Genomic DNA, 16,637 nt, shown 5'->3' with positions numbered 1-16,637 from the left:
TCAGGGTTCGGCCGCCCGGCGTCAGCGTGGCGTCAACACCTGACGACCCGTCGGCCCGGCGGTCCTAGCGTCACCACCATGGGACGGCGACAGCCCTTGCGGGTACAAAGTGGTGGACACGCCCTGCGGCTCCGCGGCGGCCGCGAGCGGCAAGGACCCCGGGCGGTGTCCCCGCCGGGCGGCGCGGTCCTCGCCCACGACCGCAACTGGCGGCGCGAGGCGCGGGCCGCGTGGTACTCGGGCGTGGCGCTCACCGGCGCCCTCACCCTCATCGACCTCGCCCGCGGCGCCCTCGACGTGCTCCGCGGCGGCTGCTGGGTGGCGCTCGGCGCCCTCCTCCTCGCGGTGCTCATGCCGCAGCGGGTCACCGCGGGGGAGGGCTGGCTGGCCACGCGCGGGCTGCTGCGCGAGCGGCGCGTACGGACCGACCTGCTCACCCAGGTCCGGCGCTCCGACGGCATCACCCCCCGGCTGATCCTGCGCGACGCGGGCGGCGCCCGTGTCGAACTGGACCCCGAGGTCCTCGTCGCCAACCCCCTCCTGTGGCACCACCTCGACACGGGCGCCCGCCGCGCCCGCACCGTCGGGCTGCTCCGTGAGGGGGCGACCCCCTTGGCGTGCGTGGCACGGCGCGTGGACGAGGAGGTGGCACGCGAGCTGCTCCGGGAGGCGGGCCTGGAGTGAGCGTCACGCCCGAGGGCGTGACCACGCGTACGTGACGCCCGTCAGCCGCTCCGACGTCGCCCAGAGCCCCGCACCGGCCCGGGAATCCCGCGTCCAGGGCGCCCGCAGGGATTTCTTCGGGACGCCCGGACCGAAGAAGTCGTCCTGTCCCACCTCCGGCGCCGTCGCCGCGTAGAGCGTGGGCACCGCGCCGGCGTCCGCGCTCTGCGCCACCGCACGGTTGAGCAGCTCGAACAGCCGCTCGAGCCAGGCCCGCTCCTCCATCAGCGCCCCCTTGGTCTGGAGGTTCGTCGCCGCGTAGCCGGGGTGCGCGGCCGCGGCCAGCACCGGCGAGCCCTCCGCCGCCAGCCGCCGGGACAGCTCGTGCACGAAGAGCAGGTTGGCGCTCTTGGAGCGGCCGTACGCGGTCCAACGGCGGTAGCGGTGCTCCATGTTCGGGTCGCGGGGGTCGACCGTGCCCAGGAAGTGCAGCCAACTGGAGACGCTGACGACCCGCGCGCCCCGCCCGGCCGCCCGCAGCCTGGGCAGGAGCAGTCCGGTCAGCGCGAAGTGGCCCAGGTGGTTCGTGCCGAACTGCATCTCGAAGCCGTCGACCGTCTTGCGCTCCGGGAGGGCCATCACCCCGGCGTTGTTGATCAGCAGATCGAGCCTGCGGTCCGGGAACTCCGCGGCGAAGGCCCGCACCGACGCCAGGTCCGCGAGGTCCAGCGGGGCGAACAGGACGTCCGCCCCGGGCGCCTCCGCCCGGATCCGCTCCTCGGCCGTCTTGCCGCGCGTCGCGTCCCGGCAGGCCAGCACCACCCTCGCCCCCCGGCGGGCGAGCTCCCGGGCGGTGACGTAGCCGATGCCGCTGTTGGCGCCGGTCACCACGGCCGTGCGGCCGCTCTGGTCGGGGATGTCGCTCGCGCTCCAGCCGTCCACGTCCACCGTTCCTCCGCTGGGGAGCCTCTGGGGAGCCCCCAGCGTAGGCGACGGCGGTGCGCTGGGCCCCGTCATTCGGCCGGGCGGCGTACGGCGGACCGCCCGGTGGGCCGTCGGCGGCCGTTGGTACGGTCGCGCCATGATCGCAACCCGGGAACCGTCCAGAGCCCCTGTCACCGCCGATGACGTGGAGGAGGCCGTACGGCTGGCCCTCGTCGCCCTGCGCACGGCTCCCGACACCGCCTGGGACGCCCCGGCGGGCACCCTGGAGTGGGACTGCTGGGAGACGGTCGAGCACCTCACCGACGACCTCTTCGCCTACGCCGCCCAACTGGCGCCCCCGACGCCCCCCTTGGACCGCTATGTGCCGTGGCGGTTCGCCGCGGCGCGGCCGGGCGGCCCGGGCAACGCGGTCTTCGCGGACCGCACGGCAGGGGTGGCCGGGCTGCTGGAGACGCTGGAGTCGGGCGCCGGGCTGCTGGCGGCGGTCGTGCGCACGAGGGGGCCGGAGGTCCGCGCCTACCACTCCTGGGGCGTCGCGGACCCGGAGGGCTTCGCCGCGATGGGGGTCGTGGAGACGCTGGTCCATGTGCACGACCTGGCGGAGGGGCTCGGCGTCGCGTGGCAGCCGCCGGCGGGCATGTGCGGGCGGGTGCTCGGCCGGCTCTTCCCCGAGGCGCCGGCGTCTCACGACCCTTGGCGCACGCTGCTGTGGGCGACGGGCCGGGCGGATCTCCCGGACCTTCCCCGATCCGGGGCCTGGCGCTGGCACGGCGCTCCTCTGTCGGCTTGAGGGCTCGGGGCGCCTGCGGCGGGCTTTTTCCCCAGCCCCGCCCCTTCCCGAACTGGGGCTCGTGCCCCAGACCCCCGGCCGCGGGTCCATTGCCGCCTGCGGCGGGGGCGCCCTGCGGGCGCGTCCTCAATCGCCGGACGGGCTGATTTCAGCCCGTCCGGCGATTGAGGACAGCGCGCGAAGCGTGCTTCGGGGTCTGGGGCACGAGCCCCCCACGCGGCGGAGCCGCAAATCGACACAGCCGGGAAGGGGCGGGATAGGGGAACAAAGCCCGCCGCAGGCGAACCAGCCCCCCGGTAAGCGACCACAGGCCGTCACCGACCCGGCACCGTAACCGAGTTGCCCGCCCCGTAGCATCCGCACCGTGACCCCTGACATGTCGCTGACGACGCTGCTTCTGCTCTGTCTCGCCGCAGCCGCAGCCGGCTGGGTCGACGCGGTGGTCGGCGGCGGCGGTCTCATCCAGCTGCCCGCCCTGCTCGTCGGGCTGCCCCAGGTCGCCCCCGCCCACGTCCTCGGCACCAACAAGGCCGTCGCCATCTGCGGCACGACCGCCGCCGCCGTCGCCTACGCGCGCCGTGCCGCGCTGGACCTCCGTACGGCCCTGCGGATCGGCCTCGCCGCCCTCGGCGGCTCGCTGGCGGGCGCCTTCTTCGCGTCCGGCATCAACAGCGCCGTGCTGCGCCCCCTGATCATGGCCATCCTCCTGGCGGTGCTCGCCTTCGTGCTGCTGCGCCCCACCTTCGGGGTGGCGGCGCAGGCGTCGAAGGCGCCGGTGACGCGCCGCAGGGTGCTGACCGCGATCCTGGTGGCGGGTCTGGGCATCGGCTTCTACGACGGGCTCATAGGCCCGGGCACCGGCACGTTCCTGGTCCTCGCGCTGGTCGGGATGCTCCATATGGACCTGGTGACCGCCTCCGGCACGGCGAAGATCGTCAATGTCTGCACCAATGTGGGCGCGCTGGTGACGTTCTCGCTCCAGGGGTCGGTGATCTGGCAACTGGCCGCCCCCATGGCCCTCTTCAACCTCGCCGGCGGCGCGGTGGGCGCCCGGATGGCGCTGAAGCGGGGGAGCGGGTTCGTGCGGGTGGTGCTGGTCGTCGTCGTGGTGTCCCTCGTCTGCAAGCTGGGCTACGACCAGTGGGGCGGGTGACGGCGGGGGTGCGCGGCACGCCGGGAGGTACCTCCGAACGGGGCTCACAGGTCGCTCGTACGCTGGCCTTATGCCCGATCGTGTGTCATTCGGCTGTACGAAAATAAGTCTGGCGCGGGCCGGAAAACGGCGGATGCGGTTAGCCTGTCGACTACCTTCCTGACGTGGTGGGGGTGCACGTGCGTTTCTCCCGGTGGCGCCGGGCCCGGTGGGTCCGGGCCGTGCTCGCGGGGCTCTATGTCGTCACGCTGGCGGCGGCGGTGCCCAAGGGCGCCGGCGGGCACGCCAGGGACGGCAGCTGGTCCAGCGAGGAGGCCCGGCGGTTCTGGGGGCCCGCACGGATGTCGGCGTCGTCGGAGAGCGGCTCCGACCGCGACTCCGGCCGGGACACCGACTCCGCGGCCCAGCAGATCAGCGGCAGCGCCCGGCACTTCGACGGGGTGCCCGCGGTCGGCGTGCTGTTCTACGTCGGCGAGGACATGAAGGACCACCACTGCACGGCGAGCGTGGTGCACAGCCCCAAGGGCAACCTCATCATCACCGCCGGGCACTGCTCGTTCGGCGACGAAGCCGCCTTCGTGCCGGACTACCGCACGGGCGCGGCCAAGCAGCCGTACGGCGTCTGGGCGGTGGACCGCACCTTCGTCGACCCGCGGCGCACCGACAGCGGTGAAGGCTCCGACCTGGACTTCGCGTTCGCCACGGTCAAGCCCGACAGCATCGGCCGCCAGCTGGAGCGGGTCACCGGCGCCAACCGGCTCGTCCGTACGCCCGGTTACACCAACCGCGTCACCGTCATCGGCTACCCCGACGCCGACGACGACCCCGCAGACCAGGCGATCCGCTGCACGGCCATGACGAGCCGCCTGGACGACCGCAGACAGCTGAAGATGCGGTGCGACGGCTTCTTCTCCGGCACGTCGGGCAGCCCCTGGCTGGTGCACTTCGACGAGAAGACGAAGACCGGGGACCTGGTGGGGGTGCTCGGCGGGCTCAACGGCGGCGGTCCCGACGGGGACGCGAGCTCGCAGATCTCGTACAGCCCGGTCAACGACGACGAGATCTTCAAGCTCTACCTCGACGCCATAAACAACCGCGAGCCCAGCCGCGGTTAGCGGCCGGTCAACGGCCCTCGGAGGCCAACGCGCGCGCCGGCCCCGGCTCCCGCGGTCCCAGGAAGCGCGGACCGGGACGCACCAGCGCCTCCAGCGCCGCCTTGCCCGAGGCGAAGACCTCGCGGGCCCCGCCCGCGTACCAGGTCACGTCGTGCGCGTCGGCCGTCGCGCCGACGCCGTACGCGTCGATGCCCGCCGCCCCGCACAGCGCCAGCGCCCGCCGGATGTGGAAGCCCTGGCTGATCAGCACGGCCTTGCGCACCCCGAAGATCCGCACCGCGCGCGTGCACGAGTCCCAGGTGTCGAAGCCCGCGAAGTCGCTGACGACGCGGCTGTCCGGCACGCCCCGCTCCGTCAGATAGCCGCGCATCGCGTCCGGCTCGTCGTACTCCGTGCGGCTGTTGTCACCGGTGACCAGCACCACCCGGACCTTGCCCGCGCGGTACAGCTCGACCGCCGCGTCGAGGCGGTGCGCCAGATACGGGGACGGCTCGCCGTCCCGCAGCCCCGCGCCGAAGACCATGGCCACCGGCGCATCCGGCACGCTGCCGGCGTCCCGCACCCGGGGCGTCGCCGAGGCGTACACCCAGGTGACCGGGGCCAGCGCGAGCAGGCAGCCCGCCACCACCGCCCACAGCGCACGGCGCCGCCCCGCCGTCGTGCGCGGCAGCCGCAGCCGGCCCCTCAGCCCCATGTCGAGCACCTTTCCGTCGACATGGATCAACGCCACCGGGGCCCGGCCGGTTCCCGCCGGTGGCCGGGCACGGCCGGAACGCCCGCCGCCGGACCTCGCTCCATCGCTGCTGTCACACCCGGCGGTTACCGTCGGGGGTATGAACGGCTCAGCACGGATGGCGAAGGAACAGCCCGGCATCGCCGGATACGAAGCGTCGGACCTGGAGCGCTGGGCGCCCGAGCCCGACAAACGCCCGGGGCGCACCGCCTTCCAGCGCGACCGGGCGCGCGTCCTGCACTCCGCCGCGCTGCGCCGCCTCGCCGGGAAGACCCAGGTCGTCACCCCCGGGGTCAGCGGCCAGGCCTGGGACGCCAGCCCGCGCACGCGCCTCACGCACTCCCTGGAGTGCGCCCAGGTGGGCCGGGAGCTGGGCGCCGCGCTCGGCTGCGACCCCGACCTGGTGGAGGTCGCCTGCCTGGCCCACGACCTCGGCCACCCGCCGTTCGGGCACAACGGCGAGCAGGCGCTCAACGAATTCGCCGAGCCCTGCGGGGGCTTCGAGGGCAACGCCCAGTCGCTGCGCCTGCTCACCCGCCTCGAACCCAAGCGCTTCGTCCCCCGCGACGGGGAGCTGTGCAGCGTCGGCCTCAACCTCACCCGGGCCGCCCTCGACGCGGCCACCAAATACCCCTGGCCGCGCGGCGGGCACCCCACGGACGCGGGCTCCCGCAAATTCGGGGTGTATCCGGACGACGTCCCCGTCTTCACCTGGCTGCGGCAGGGCGCCCCCGAGGGCAGAGCGAGCTTCGAGGCCCAGATCATGGACTGGTCCGACGACGTGGCGTATTCCGTCCACGACGTGGAGGACGGCCTGCACGCGGGCCACCTCGACCCGAACGTGCTCCTCGCCGGGCCCGAGCGGCACGAGGTCTTCGCCGTCGCCGCCGGCCGCTACGCCCCGGGCGCCGCGCCCGAGGAGCTCGCGGAGGCCCTCGACCGGCTGCTCGAACAGGAGTGGTGGCCGCACGGCTACGACGGCTCAGCCGTCGCCCAGGCCCGCCTCAAGGACGCCACCAGCCAGCTCATCGGCCGGTTCTGCCTCGCCGCCGAGAGCGCCACCCGCGCCGCGTGGGGGCACCGCCCGGGCGCGCTGACCCGCTACCGCGCGGAGCTCGTCGTCCCCCGGGAGACCCGGTTGGAGTGCGCCGTCCTCAAGGCCGTCGCCGACCGCTTCGTGATACAGCGCCCGGACCAGGAGAAGCTCCGCGCCGACCAGCGCGTCGTCATCGCCGAGCTCGCGGAGGCGCTCGTCGCCCGCGCGCCCGACGGTCTCGACCCGCAGTTCCGCACGCTGTTCGCCGCGGCCCACGACGACGCCGGGCGGCTGCGCGCCGTCGTCGACCAGATCGCCGCCCTCACCGACGCCTCCGCGCGCACCCTGCGCGCCCGGCTCACTGTGGCGGGGACTGTGGCAAAAGGGTGACCGAATGTCCACAGAATCCGAGCACTTCCCCCGCACCATGCGGGTACTGACCCGTCCGGGGTAGTCCCTCTTCCGGCGGCACACTCCGTGCGGGACCCTCTGCACGGGCGTTTTCGACCGGGGGCGGTAGCGCAGACGCACTGCGTGGCAGCGAGGAGGCAGCAAGTGGTCGACGCACACCAGACGTTCGTCATCGTCGGAGGGGGCCTGGCCGGGGCGAAGGCGGCCGAGACCCTCCGCTCGGAGGGCTTCACCGGCCGGGTGATCCTCATCTGCGACGAACGTGACCACCCCTATGAGCGGCCCCCGCTCTCCAAGGGGTATCTCACGGGCCAGGACGACCGCGACAGCGTCTTCGTCCACGAGCCCGCCTGGTACGCCCAGGCCGACATCGAACTCCACCTCGGCCAGCCCGCCGTCCACCTCGACCGCGAGAACAGGTCCGTGCGCCTCGGCGACGGCACCCGCATCCACTACGACCGGCTGCTGCTGGCCACCGGCGCCGAGCCCCGCCGCCTGGACATTCCCGGCACCGGTCTCGCCGGCGTCCACCACCTGCGCCGCCTCGCCCACGCCGAGCGGCTGCGCGGCGTCCTCGCCTCCCTCGGCCGCGACAACGGCCACCTCGTCATCGCCGGAGCGGGCTGGATCGGCCTGGAGGTCGCCGCCGCCGCCCGGGGCTACGGTGCCGAGGTGACCGTCGTCGAGTCCGAGCCCACGCCGCTGCACACCGTCCTCGGCCCCGAGCTCGGCCAGCTCTTCACCGACCTGCACAGCGAGCACGGCGTCCGCTTCCACTTCGGCGCCCGGCTCACCGAGATCGCCGGGCAAGACGGCATGGTGCTCGCCGCCCGCACCGACGACGGCGAGGAGCACCCCGCCCACGACGTCCTCGCGGCCATCGGCGCCGCCCCGCGCACCGCCCTCGCCGAGGCCGCGGGGCTCGCCCTCGTCGACCGCGCCGACGGCGGGGGCATCGCCGTCGACGCCTCGCTGCGCACCTCCGACCCCCACATCTTCGCCGCCGGTGACGTCGCCGCCGCCGAGCACCCGTGGCTGGGCACCCGGCTCCGCGTCGAGCACTGGGCCAACGCCCTCAACAGCGGCCCCGCCGCCGCCCGCGCCATGCTCGGGCAGGAGGTCTCGTACGACCGGGTGCCCTATTTCTTCTCCGACCAGTACGACGTCGGCCTGGAGTACTCCGGCTACGCGCCGCCCGGCTCGTACGACCAGGTCGTCTGCCGCGGAGACGTCGGCAAGCGCGAGTTCATCGCCTTCTGGCTGTCCGAGGGGCGCCTGCTGGCGGGCATGAACGTCAATGTGTGGGATGTCACCGGGACGATCCAGTCCCTCATCCGCTCCGGCACCCGCCTCGACGCCGACGCCCTGGCCGACCCCGGTGTGCCGCTGGATTCGCTGATCACCACGTGAGGACCGTCGGCCCTGGGCGGGAGCGCCGGTGCCCGGCCGTAGAATTCACGTGTGGCAGGACGGATCAACGATGACGACGTGAAGGCGGTTCGGGACGCGGTCCCGATCGACTCCGTCGTGTCCGAATACCTCCAGCTCCGCAACGCCGGCGGCGGCAATCTCAAGGGTCTGTGCCCCTTCCACGACGAGAAGTCCCCGTCCTTCCAGGTCAGCCCCGCCAAGGGGCTCTTCTACTGCTTCGGCTGCCAGGAGGGCGGGGACACCGTCGACTTCGTCATGAAGATCGACCACCTCTCCTTCGCCGAGACCATCGAGCGGCTCGCCGGCCTGGCGGGCATCACCCTGCGCTACGAGGAGGGCGGCTACACCCCGGGCCGCCAGCAGGGCGAGCGCATCCGCCTCGTCGAGGCCCACAAGCACGCCGCGAAGTTCTACGCCGACCAGCTCGACGGCCCCGAGGCCGAGATCGGCCGGGCCTTCCTCGCCGGGCGCGGCTTCGACCAGGCCGCCGCCCAGCACTTCGGCGTCGGCTACAGCCCGGCCGGCTGGGACCACCTCACCCGCTTCCTGCGCGGCAAGGGCTTCAGCGACAAGGAGCTGATCCTCTCCGGCCTCGCCCAGGACAGCCGCAACGGCCGGCCCATCGACCGGTTCCGCGGCCGCCTGATGTGGCCCATCCGCGACATCACCGGCGAGGTCATCGGCTTCGGCGCCCGCAAGCTCCGCGACGACGACAACGGCCCGAAGTACCTCAACACCCCCGAGACCCCCCTCTACCGCAAGTCGCACGTCCTCTACGGCATCGACCTCGCCAAGAAGGACATCGCCAAGACCAGCCGCGCCGTCGTCGTCGAGGGCTACACCGACGTCATGGCCTGCCACCTCGCCGGGGTCACCACCGCCATCGCCACCTGCGGCACCGCCTTCGCGGCCGACCACGTCAAGATCCTCCGCAGGCTGCTGATGGACAACTCCCGCTCGAAGGTCATCTTCACCTTCGACGGCGACGCCGCGGGCCAGCGCGCCGCCCTGCGCGCCTTCGAGGACGACCAGAAGTTCGCCGCGGGCACCAACATCGCCGTCAGCCCCGGCGGCATGGACCCCTGCGAGCTGCGCCTGGACCGGGGCGACGAGGCCGTGCGCCAGCTCGTCGACGACAGCACCCCGCTCTTCGAGTTCGCGATCCGCTCCGTGGTCAAGCGGCACGAGGTCGACACCCCCGAGGGCCAGGCCGCCGCCCTGGAGGAGGCCGCGCCGATCGTCGCGGGCATCAAGGACAGCTCCATCCGCCACCAGTACGCGGTCCGCCTCGCCGGGCTGCTGGGCATCCTCGACACCCAGTTCGTCGTCATGCGCGTGGGCCAGCTCGCCCGCTGGGCCCGCGAGCGCGGCAACCGCCCCGACCAGGGGCGCACGCACCGCGGCGGCCCCACGGCCGCCGCACCCCAGCCGCCGGCCCCCCGGGGCGCACGCGGCCCCGCCCTCAACCTCCGCAGCCCCGCCCAGCTCACCGAGCGCGAGCTGCTCAAGCTCGCCCTCCAGCGGCCCGAGCTCGTCGCCCCCGCCTTCGACGCCTACGGCGAGGACGAGTTCACCGCCGCGCCGTACGTGGCCGTCCGCTGCGCCATCGAGCAGGCGGGCGGCGTCACCGACGCCCCCGCCGACTACCTCACCCGCGTCCGCGACGCGGCACCCGACGACACCGTCCGCTCGCTGGTCACCGAGCTGGCCGTCGAGGCGATCCGCCACAAGAGCGTGGACGAGATCTACGCCGGGATGCAGCTGGTCCAGGTCCGCCTGCGGGCCGTGGAGCGGCGCGTCAAGGAGGTCCAGGGCAGCCTCGTCCGCCTGGGCGCACAGGCCGCGCCGGACCATCTGGCCGCCGTGCAGAACGAGTTGTGGGTGCTGGAGCAGTACGGCAGGGCGCTGAAGGACCGCGGCGCCGCTGCGCTGTAGCGCTCCCGGGCTTCGCCCCCGGGCGGTGCCCGACACCCGCCGGTAACCCCCGGTCACGGAGTGGACTCAGAAAGTGCCCGCAAGCCCCTCGTGGCGGACCTGTGTCGTACCCCACACTGGTGGGCGGTGCCTGGTCCGGTCGCAGGGACCCGGAAACCTCCGCGAAGTCGCCCTTGAACCACGGGACGGACGGCGGCCCGGCCGCTGCCGCCCCTCCGTCGCATGCCACCCCCCGAACCGGCAGCGATCACCTTGGAGGTCGCCCCCGTGCAGACCCGGACCCCGACCCGGCCCCAGACACCGACCCTGCCTCCGGCGGAGCCGGCCCCGGCCGTGCCCCAGCAGGCCGAGCCGCCCGGCTGTGAGAGCCTCTCCGACGAGGCGTCCCCCGCACCCGGCCCGGAACCGGGACCGCCACCGGACGCGCGCGGCACCGCGCGCACCGGGACGTCCCGCGGTGACGAGGCCGCCGACGAAGCACCGCACACCGACACCTCCCGCGCCGACACCGGCGGCCCCTCCTCCGACCTCTTCCGCCAGTACCTCCGCGAGATCGGCCGGATCCCGCTCCTGTCCGCGGCCGAGGAGGTGGACCTGGCCCGCTGCGTCGAAGCCGGTCTCTTCGCCGAGGAGAAACTGGGCAGCACCCCCGACCTCGACTCCCAACTCGCCCTGGACCTCGACCGCTTGGTGGTCCTCGGCCGGATGGCCAAGCGCCGTCTGATCGAGGCCAACCTGCGGCTCGTCGTCTCCGTGGCCAAGCGCTACATCGGCCGCGGCCTCACCATGCTCGACCTGGTGCAGGAGGGAAACCTGGGCCTGATCAGGGCAGTTGAGAAATTCGACTACGCCCGGGGCTACAAGTTCTCGACGTACGCGACCTGGTGGATCCGGCAGGCCATGTCCCGGGCGCTCGCGGACCAGGCGCGCACGATCCGCGTCCCCGTCCACGTCGTCGAGCTGATCAACCGCGTCGTCCGCGTCCAGCGCCGCATGCTCCAGGAGCGCGGCTACGAACCCACCGCCGAGGAGGTCGCGGCCCAGCTCGACCTCACCCAGGAGCGGGTCAGCGAGGTGCTGCGCCTCGCCCAGGAGCCCGTGTCGCTGCACGCGCCCGTCGGCGAGGAGGACGACGTGGCCCTCGGCGACCTCATAGAGGACGGCGACGCGGCCTCACCCGTGGAATCGGCCGCCTTCCTGCTGCTGCGCGAGCACCTGGAAGCCGTCCTGTCGACCCTCGGCGAGCGCGAGCGCAAGGTCGTGCAACTGCGGTACGGGCTGGCCGACGGCCGCCCCCGCACCCTGGAGGAGATCGGCCGGATCTTCGGCGTCACCCGCGAACGCATCCGCCAGATCGAGTCCAAGACCCTCAACAAGCTCCGCGACCACGCCTTCGCGGACCAGCTCCGCGGCTATCTGGACTGAGCCGCCCGAGGCCGCGAGGTCCGGGCGACGGATCCCCTACTGGAACGCCCCGGGGTGGGACTGCTCGCGCACGGTCACGTACTGCTGCCGCACCGCCTGCCCCACCGGCACCTCCTCGCCCGTGGCCTCGAACACCTGGCTGGCCGCCGCGGGCCACAGCGGAGGCTGCTGCGGCGACAGCGTGCCGTGCTGGACACCCAGCGCCCAGGCCGCCTGCCGGGCCGCGCCCAGCGCCGCGTAGTCCGCGGGCTGCGGGACGACGACCTGCGCGCCGAACAGCGCCGGCGCGATCGCCTGCACGGCGGGCAGCTCGGCCGCGGCGCCCAGCAGGAACACCCGCCGCACCTGCACCCCGCGCGTCCGCAGCACGTCGAGGGCGTCCGTGAGCCCGCAGAGCATCCCCTCGAACGCGGCCCGCGCCAGGTGCTCCGGCTTCATGCTCTCCCGGCGCAGCCCGGTCAGGCTTCCCGCGGTGTGCGGCAGGTGCGGGGTGCGCTCGCCCTCCAGATAGGGGAGCAGCACCAGCCCGTACGACCCGGGCGAGGACCGCAGCGCCAGCTCGGACAGGCCCGCCAGGTCGGTGCCCAGCAGTTCGGCGGTGCCGCGCAGCACCCGGACCGCGTTGAGGGTGTGCACCACCGGCAGGTGCATGCCCGTCGCGTCCGCGAAGGAGGTGATGGTGCCCGTGGGGTCGATGAGGGCCTCGTGGTGCACGGCGAAGACCGAGCCCGAGGCGCCCAGGGAGATCACCGCGTCGCCGGGGCCGACGCCGAGCCCGAAGGCGGCGGCCATCGTCTCGCCCGTGCCCGCCGAGATCAGCAGCCCCTCGGGGGTGTGCCCGGCGGGTTGCGCGGGGGCGAGCACGTCCGGCAGCGTCACCGGGTGGCCCAGCGCCAGCTCCGCGAGGTCCGGCCGCCAGGACCCGGTCGCCGCCGACCAGCAGCCCGTGCCGGAGGCGTCCCCGCGGTCCGTCGTCCGCCGCTGCGGCCGGCCCAGCAGCTGCCAGACCAGCCAGTCGTGCGGCTGGAGCACTGCGGCAGTCCGCGTCGCCGACTCCGGTTCGTTGCGCGCCAGCCAGCGCAGCTTCGCCAGCACCTGACCGGGCTGCGGCACCGAACCGACGGCCTGCGCCCACGCGGCGCGGCCGCCGAGCGCGTCCGTCAGATCGGCCGCCGAGGCCTGCATCCGCTTGTCGTTGCCGAGCAGCGCGGGCCGGACGAGTACACCGCCCGCGTCCAGCGCGATCAGTCCCTGCTGCTGCGCGGAGACGCCGATCGCCTGCACGCCCTCCAGCAGCCCGCCGGCGGCGGCGTCGCCGAGCGACATCAGCCACGCCTGTGGATCACCCTCGGGGGACGAGGGGTGCGGTGCGTACCCCTGACGGAGCACGGCACCCGTCTCCGCGTCGCAGACGACGATCCGTGTGCTCTCGGTGGAACTGTCCAAACCGGCGACTATGCCCATGCGGTGATGATGCCAAACGGTCGTGCTCCGGCCGTCATCCGGTCAGGTGTTGCTGGTGCCCCAGTCGTCCTCGCCGCCCTGGCCGCGCTCGCGCAGCGAGCGGACCCGGTCGCTGATGGACCCCGGCAGCCGCTCGCCCACCCTGTCGAACGCCTTGGCGGCCATGGCCCGGCCGTTCTGCGCGGCGGACTCCGCCGTATTGCGGACCGCGGGGTTCTGGGCCACCCGCTGTGCCCCCTTGCGCAGCTGTTCATACCGCTCGCGGCCGGCCCGTGCGCCGAGCACGTACCCGACGGCAGCCCCGATCATGAACGTCAGCCGGTAGCGCATCGCGCTCCACCCTTCCCTCGGATCCCTCGCGCCCCACGCGCTCCGCGGGGGCCGCCGGGCTGTGCTCCGCGCCTACCCGCCGGGTGCGAAGGTCACTCCCGAGGTACCGATTGGCGGAGCACCCCCCTGCTTGCGCTAATGTATGTGTCGCAGCGAGCGCACGCCGCCCGGAAGACCGGACGGCAGAGCATTCGAGGCACACGCAGCAATCCCCTGTAGCTCAATTGGCAGAGCAGCCGACTGTTAATCGGCAGGTTACTGGTTCGAGTCCAGTCGGGGGAGCGCGATCCCCTGTAGCTCAATTGGCAGAGCAGCCGACTGTTAATCGGCAGGTTACTGGTTCGAGTCCAGTCGGGGGAGCCAACAGATCAGGACCCCATCCGGGGTCCTTTTTTGCGTCCGGTGGGAACCAACCCGGCGTGATCGAAGTCCTCATGGTCAGGTCGGTCACGCAATAAGGCCCCACCAGGGCAGCAGATCGTATGAGCGGCTATGCTGCGGCAGACGGCGCGCACAGATGTGCGCGACGCGCCGTGAACGGGGCGGTAGCTCAGCCGGTTAGAGCAGCGGACTCATAATCCGTCGGCCGTGGGTTCGAGTCCCACCCGCCCCACTTTGCGGCTCAGGTGCAGAAACGTTCTGACCTGCGTGTTTGTGCTAAGAAGGGCCACCACGAGATCGTGGTGGCCCTTCTATTTGCCCTGGTCAGGGCTGTGCGGGGACGAAGCGGGGACGAAGGGCTAGGCAGCTGCCAGAACGTGCTCTGCGGGGACGGGCTGCGGGGACGAAACCGGTGCCGGAGCCTCCTTCGGGGAGCCTTCCTGAGCTGTGGGCTTCGTGGCCTTCGCGGCACGGGGCACGACGGCGACGGTGGCTTCGGCTTCCGCGCGCATGAGCTGCGGAACGACGCTCGTGTACGTGTCCGACGTGATCTGTCGCGAGGAGTGCCCCAGGCGCTCCTGGACCACCTTGATGTCGGCGCCGCCGATGAGAGCCAGGGTGGCCGAGCCGTGGCGCAGATCGTGCAGGCGGACGGGCGGCAGCTCGTAGACCTCGACCAGGCGCTTGAAGCGGCGGCTGAGCCAATCCGGATGGAACCCTTCGCCGTTCTCCTGGGTGAAGACGAACCCGGTCTCGGCCCAGGCGCCTGCGGCCTCCATGGCGGCCCGCTCGCGCTCCTGCTCGGCTCGCCACTCGCGAAGGACCTCCACGGCCTCCTCGCTGAGCCGGATGGAGCGGACACTGTCGGCCTTCGGCGTCTCCGCGTATATGCGGTACGCCACTTCGACGATCTGTGCCGAGACGCGCAGCCAGCCGTTGTCCAGGTCGATCTCGGACCAGGTGAGAGCGCATGCCTCGCCGCGGCGAAGGCCGAGGAAGACGAAGATGTGCCAGAGCGGGTAGAGCCGGTCGGGGACCATGAGGTCGAGGAAGCGCCCGGTCTGCTCCGGGGTCCAGACCATGACCGGGGAGGGCCGCTCGCCGGTCTGGAGCCACCGCTGTACGCGCTCGTCGGTCCACACCAGGGCCTTGGGGCGCTTTGCCGGCGGTAGCTCGACGAGGGCCGCCCAGTTGCGGGTGACGAGCTGGCGCTTGACCGCATGCCCGAGTGCGGAGGACAGGGTGCGGTTGATCGAGTGCAGGGTGGCCGCGCTGGTGATCTTCCGCAGGCCCTTGCGGGCGGCCTTCAGGGCGGCGTTGGCGTCCAGGAAGGCGCGTCGGGCCTTCTGGCGTACCTCGGAGCCCGGGCGGGTGTTGCGCATGCAGGTCTGCCAGGACTGCTTCTTGGCCGCGCATTCGAGCTTGGCTTCTTCGACGCGGGCGTGGTGGAGGAGGCGTTCGGCGTTCTCCTTCTGGATGGCGTCGTACATCTGGTCGATGTGATGGGTGCGCAGATCCCGGAGGCGGTATCGGCCCAGGTGCGGGATCAGGTAGAGGTCTATGTGCTCCTGATAGCCCTTGGAGGTGGTGCGGGCGAGGCTCCTCTTGCTCTTGAGCCAGCGGGCCAGGAAGTCGCCGACGGTCTCGTTGGAGAGCACGTCGACGCCTTGGTCGGCGTCCTTGACGATCTTGTCCGCTGCCTTCTCGGCGTCACCCTTGGTGCGGTGGCCGCCTCGGCGTACGCGGCGGCGTTCGCCGCTGGCATCGGGTTCGAGTTCTAGGAAGAAGTACCAGGAGCCGTGGTTCTTCTTTGTCAGGTCAGGGCAGCTTGCCCCGAGTTCTCTGAGACGGGGTTTCCCGTCGTCCTTGAGGATCGGGTTGCCGTCGGCGTTGAGCTTGGGCGCTCTGCAGGTGCACCGCCGGTAGTAGCTGATCTCGGGCATGGACTCCCCACGTGTTCCAGGTGTGCCGGGTCCTGCCTGATCTTTCGGTATCGAGCGTGATTTTCCGCCTGTGGCCGTATTCTTTCGGTCAGGTGGCGCGGGGAGATTGGTTTGACCACCTATGGGTACATCTGCCGCTTCTGTTGTTGAGGCCGCGCACGAGGGCGCTGCGATGTCGTGGGAAGAGCTTCGGGCGCTGCCGCCGTTGGTGAGCGTGGTGACCGCCGCGCGGGCCCTGGGCATCGGGCGGACCACGGCGTACCGGCTGATCAAGGAGGGCACGTTTCCGGTGCGGACCCTGCCGCTGGGCGGTTCGACGAAGGTGTCGACGGCTTCGCTGTGGGATGTCCTTGGGGCCTGAGCTGTTGCTGGCCCGGGGTGTGATGGGGCGATGGTTCGCCGTTCCCCCACACGCGCGGGGTTGTGCGGGGAGGCCGGGTAGCCCGGAGGGGCGATCTCTCCGGGCTACCCGACTTCTCAGCCGCCGTCAGGAGCGGTCGCTTGCCCGGGCCCGGGCCTTGGCGAAGTCGGTGATGGCGCTGACGACGGCGGCTGTATCGGCCTCGAAGTCGGTGGAGTCGCTGCCGAAGAGCTCCTTGAAGTTCCAGGTGTCTTCGATGTCCGGGTAGTAGCAGGCGAGCCATCCGCGGTGCGCGGTGGGCTGGTGTCGGATATCGCAGTCATGGTCACTCACCCAGATCTGGGCGGCGTTCCCGAGGGAGACGGTGACGACGTGGCAGCCGGAGCCGGGCCAGGCTTCGGTGTCGACTTCGTGACCTGCTTGCTTGAGGGCGTCGATCAGCTGCTGTCCGGCGGTGGTGGTGTCGGTCACGGGTTCTCCTCGGTAAGGGCGTGGGAGCGGTGGGGTGGGTGGGGCGGCGG

At 72.5% G+C, this 16,637-nt stretch carries 15 protein-coding genes and 3 tRNA genes; 12 read left to right on the top strand and 6 right to left on the bottom strand.

Annotated elements, in window-relative coordinates; genetic code table 11:
- Positions 1 to 78: 78 nt before the first annotated feature.
- Complete coding sequence (locus DXZ73_RS16105) at positions 79 to 684, top strand: hypothetical protein (RefSeq protein ID WP_240351369.1); 606 nt, start codon at positions 79 to 81, stop codon at positions 682 to 684.
- Positions 685 to 687: 3 nt separating this feature from the next.
- Here DXZ73_RS16105 and DXZ73_RS16100 read toward each other — a convergent pair whose 3' ends face one another.
- A complete protein-coding gene (locus tag DXZ73_RS16100) occupies positions 688 to 1,605 on the bottom strand; it encodes an oxidoreductase (RefSeq protein WP_240351368.1) in 918 nt (305 codons plus the stop codon).
- Positions 1,606 to 1,744: 139 nt separating this feature from the next.
- Between DXZ73_RS16100 and DXZ73_RS16095 the strand changes: the two genes are divergently transcribed.
- The 3 genes from DXZ73_RS16095 (at position 1,745) to DXZ73_RS16085 (ending at position 4,666) form a co-directional block, all read left to right on the top strand.
- Complete coding sequence (locus tag DXZ73_RS16095) at positions 1,745 to 2,398, top strand: hypothetical protein (protein WP_116211688.1); 654 nt, start codon at positions 1,745 to 1,747, stop codon at positions 2,396 to 2,398.
- Between the two features lie 364 nt (positions 2,399 to 2,762).
- Positions 2,763 to 3,551: a sulfite exporter TauE/SafE family protein gene (locus DXZ73_RS16090; protein ID WP_205519174.1), complete on the top strand. Its 789-nt coding sequence runs from the start codon at positions 2,763 to 2,765 to the stop codon at positions 3,549 to 3,551.
- A gap of 164 nt (positions 3,552 to 3,715) precedes the next feature.
- Positions 3,716 to 4,666 (top strand): trypsin-like serine peptidase, encoded by a 951-nt coding sequence (locus DXZ73_RS16085; RefSeq protein ID WP_240351367.1) that lies wholly within the window; start codon positions 3,716 to 3,718, stop codon positions 4,664 to 4,666.
- Between the two features lie 7 nt (positions 4,667 to 4,673).
- Here the strand turns inward: DXZ73_RS16085 and DXZ73_RS16080 are convergent, their stop codons facing one another.
- The gene (locus tag DXZ73_RS16080) at positions 4,674 to 5,360 is read right to left on the bottom strand and encodes a SanA/YdcF family protein (RefSeq protein ID WP_116215648.1); all 687 of its coding nucleotides are present in this window, start codon (positions 5,358 to 5,360) and stop codon (positions 4,674 to 4,676) included.
- Positions 5,361 to 5,499: 139 nt separating this feature from the next.
- Between DXZ73_RS16080 and DXZ73_RS16075 the strand changes: the two genes are divergently transcribed.
- The 4 genes from DXZ73_RS16075 (at position 5,500) to DXZ73_RS16060 (ending at position 11,637) form a co-directional block, all read left to right on the top strand.
- The gene (locus tag DXZ73_RS16075; RefSeq protein WP_116211686.1) at positions 5,500 to 6,825 is read left to right on the top strand and encodes a deoxyguanosinetriphosphate triphosphohydrolase; all 1,326 of its coding nucleotides are present in this window, start codon (positions 5,500 to 5,502) and stop codon (positions 6,823 to 6,825) included.
- A gap of 165 nt (positions 6,826 to 6,990) precedes the next feature.
- Entirely contained in the window at positions 6,991 to 8,256 is a 1,266-nt protein-coding gene (locus DXZ73_RS16070; protein WP_116211685.1) for an NAD(P)/FAD-dependent oxidoreductase, read from the top strand.
- Positions 8,257 to 8,307: 51 nt separating this feature from the next.
- The gene (gene dnaG / locus DXZ73_RS16065; RefSeq protein ID WP_116211684.1) at positions 8,308 to 10,212 is read left to right on the top strand and encodes a DNA primase; all 1,905 of its coding nucleotides are present in this window, start codon (positions 8,308 to 8,310) and stop codon (positions 10,210 to 10,212) included.
- A 222-nt stretch (positions 10,213 to 10,434) separates the two neighbouring features.
- Positions 10,435 to 11,637: an RNA polymerase sigma factor gene (locus DXZ73_RS16060; protein ID WP_116211683.1), complete on the top strand. Its 1,203-nt coding sequence runs from the start codon at positions 10,435 to 10,437 to the stop codon at positions 11,635 to 11,637.
- Positions 11,638 to 11,673: 36 nt separating this feature from the next.
- Here DXZ73_RS16060 and DXZ73_RS16055 read toward each other — a convergent pair whose 3' ends face one another.
- Together DXZ73_RS16055 and DXZ73_RS16050 are read right to left on the bottom strand one after the other, a co-directional pair.
- Complete coding sequence (locus tag DXZ73_RS16055; protein ID WP_116211682.1) at positions 11,674 to 13,101, bottom strand: FGGY family carbohydrate kinase; 1,428 nt, start codon at positions 13,099 to 13,101, stop codon at positions 11,674 to 11,676.
- 42 nt (positions 13,102 to 13,143) lie between these two features.
- A complete protein-coding gene (locus DXZ73_RS16050; protein WP_116211681.1) occupies positions 13,144 to 13,431 on the bottom strand; it encodes a YtxH domain-containing protein in 288 nt (95 codons plus the stop codon).
- A 209-nt stretch (positions 13,432 to 13,640) separates the two neighbouring features.
- Here DXZ73_RS16050 and DXZ73_RS16045 point away from each other — a divergent pair.
- From DXZ73_RS16045 to DXZ73_RS16035, 3 genes are all read left to right on the top strand, one after another.
- Positions 13,641 to 13,713, top strand: a tRNA-Asn gene (locus tag DXZ73_RS16045).
- Positions 13,714 to 13,718: 5 nt separating this feature from the next.
- A tRNA-Asn gene (locus DXZ73_RS16040) sits at positions 13,719 to 13,794 on the top strand.
- 176 nt (positions 13,795 to 13,970) lie between these two features.
- Positions 13,971 to 14,044 (top strand) — tRNA-Ile (locus DXZ73_RS16035).
- Between the two features lie 127 nt (positions 14,045 to 14,171).
- Here DXZ73_RS16035 and DXZ73_RS16030 read toward each other — a convergent pair.
- A complete protein-coding gene (locus DXZ73_RS16030; protein ID WP_162890218.1) occupies positions 14,172 to 15,755 on the bottom strand; it encodes a tyrosine-type recombinase/integrase in 1,584 nt (527 codons plus the stop codon).
- A gap of 172 nt (positions 15,756 to 15,927) precedes the next feature.
- On the opposite strand from DXZ73_RS16030, the gene DXZ73_RS16025 reads away from it, so the two are divergent.
- Positions 15,928 to 16,116 carry a helix-turn-helix transcriptional regulator gene (locus DXZ73_RS16025; protein WP_116215647.1) on the top strand — a complete coding sequence of 63 codons (189 nt, stop codon included), beginning with the start codon at positions 15,928 to 15,930 and terminating at the stop codon, positions 16,114 to 16,116.
- 126 nt (positions 16,117 to 16,242) lie between these two features.
- Here the strand turns inward: DXZ73_RS16025 and DXZ73_RS16020 are convergent, their stop codons facing one another.
- Positions 16,243 to 16,587: a hypothetical protein gene (locus DXZ73_RS16020; RefSeq protein WP_116211679.1), complete on the bottom strand. Its 345-nt coding sequence runs from the start codon at positions 16,585 to 16,587 to the stop codon at positions 16,243 to 16,245.
- Positions 16,588 to 16,637: the final 50 nt, after the last annotated feature.

Source organism: Streptoverticillium olivoreticuli subsp. olivoreticuli (assembly GCF_003391135.1).
Taxonomy (GTDB): Bacteria; Actinomycetota; Actinomycetes; order Streptomycetales; family Streptomycetaceae; genus Streptomyces; species Streptomyces blastmyceticus.
This window is presented reverse-complemented; position numbering and strand designations above follow the sequence as displayed.

Coding starts and splice junctions, on each gene's coding strand:
- DXZ73_RS16105 (WP_240351369.1), top strand. CDS start 79: ATGGGACGGCGACAGCCCTTGCGGGTACAAAGTGGTGGACACGCCCTG.
- DXZ73_RS16095 (WP_116211688.1), top strand. CDS start 1,745: ATGATCGCAACCCGGGAACCGTCCAGAGCCCCTGTCACCGCCGATGAC.
- DXZ73_RS16080 (WP_116215648.1), bottom strand. CDS start 5,360: ATGGGGCTGAGGGGCCGGCTGCGGCTGCCGCGCACGACGGCGGGGCGG.
- DXZ73_RS16075 (WP_116211686.1), top strand. CDS start 5,500: ATGAACGGCTCAGCACGGATGGCGAAGGAACAGCCCGGCATCGCCGGA.
- DXZ73_RS16060 (WP_116211683.1), top strand. CDS start 10,435: ATGCCACCCCCCGAACCGGCAGCGATCACCTTGGAGGTCGCCCCCGTG.
- DXZ73_RS16055 (WP_116211682.1), bottom strand. CDS start 13,101: ATGGGCATAGTCGCCGGTTTGGACAGTTCCACCGAGAGCACACGGATC.
- DXZ73_RS16050 (WP_116211681.1), bottom strand. CDS start 13,431: ATGCGCTACCGGCTGACGTTCATGATCGGGGCTGCCGTCGGGTACGTG.
- DXZ73_RS16030 (WP_162890218.1), bottom strand. CDS start 15,755: ATGCCCGAGATCAGCTACTACCGGCGGTGCACCTGCAGAGCGCCCAAG.
- DXZ73_RS16025 (WP_116215647.1), top strand. CDS start 15,928: ATGTCGTGGGAAGAGCTTCGGGCGCTGCCGCCGTTGGTGAGCGTGGTG.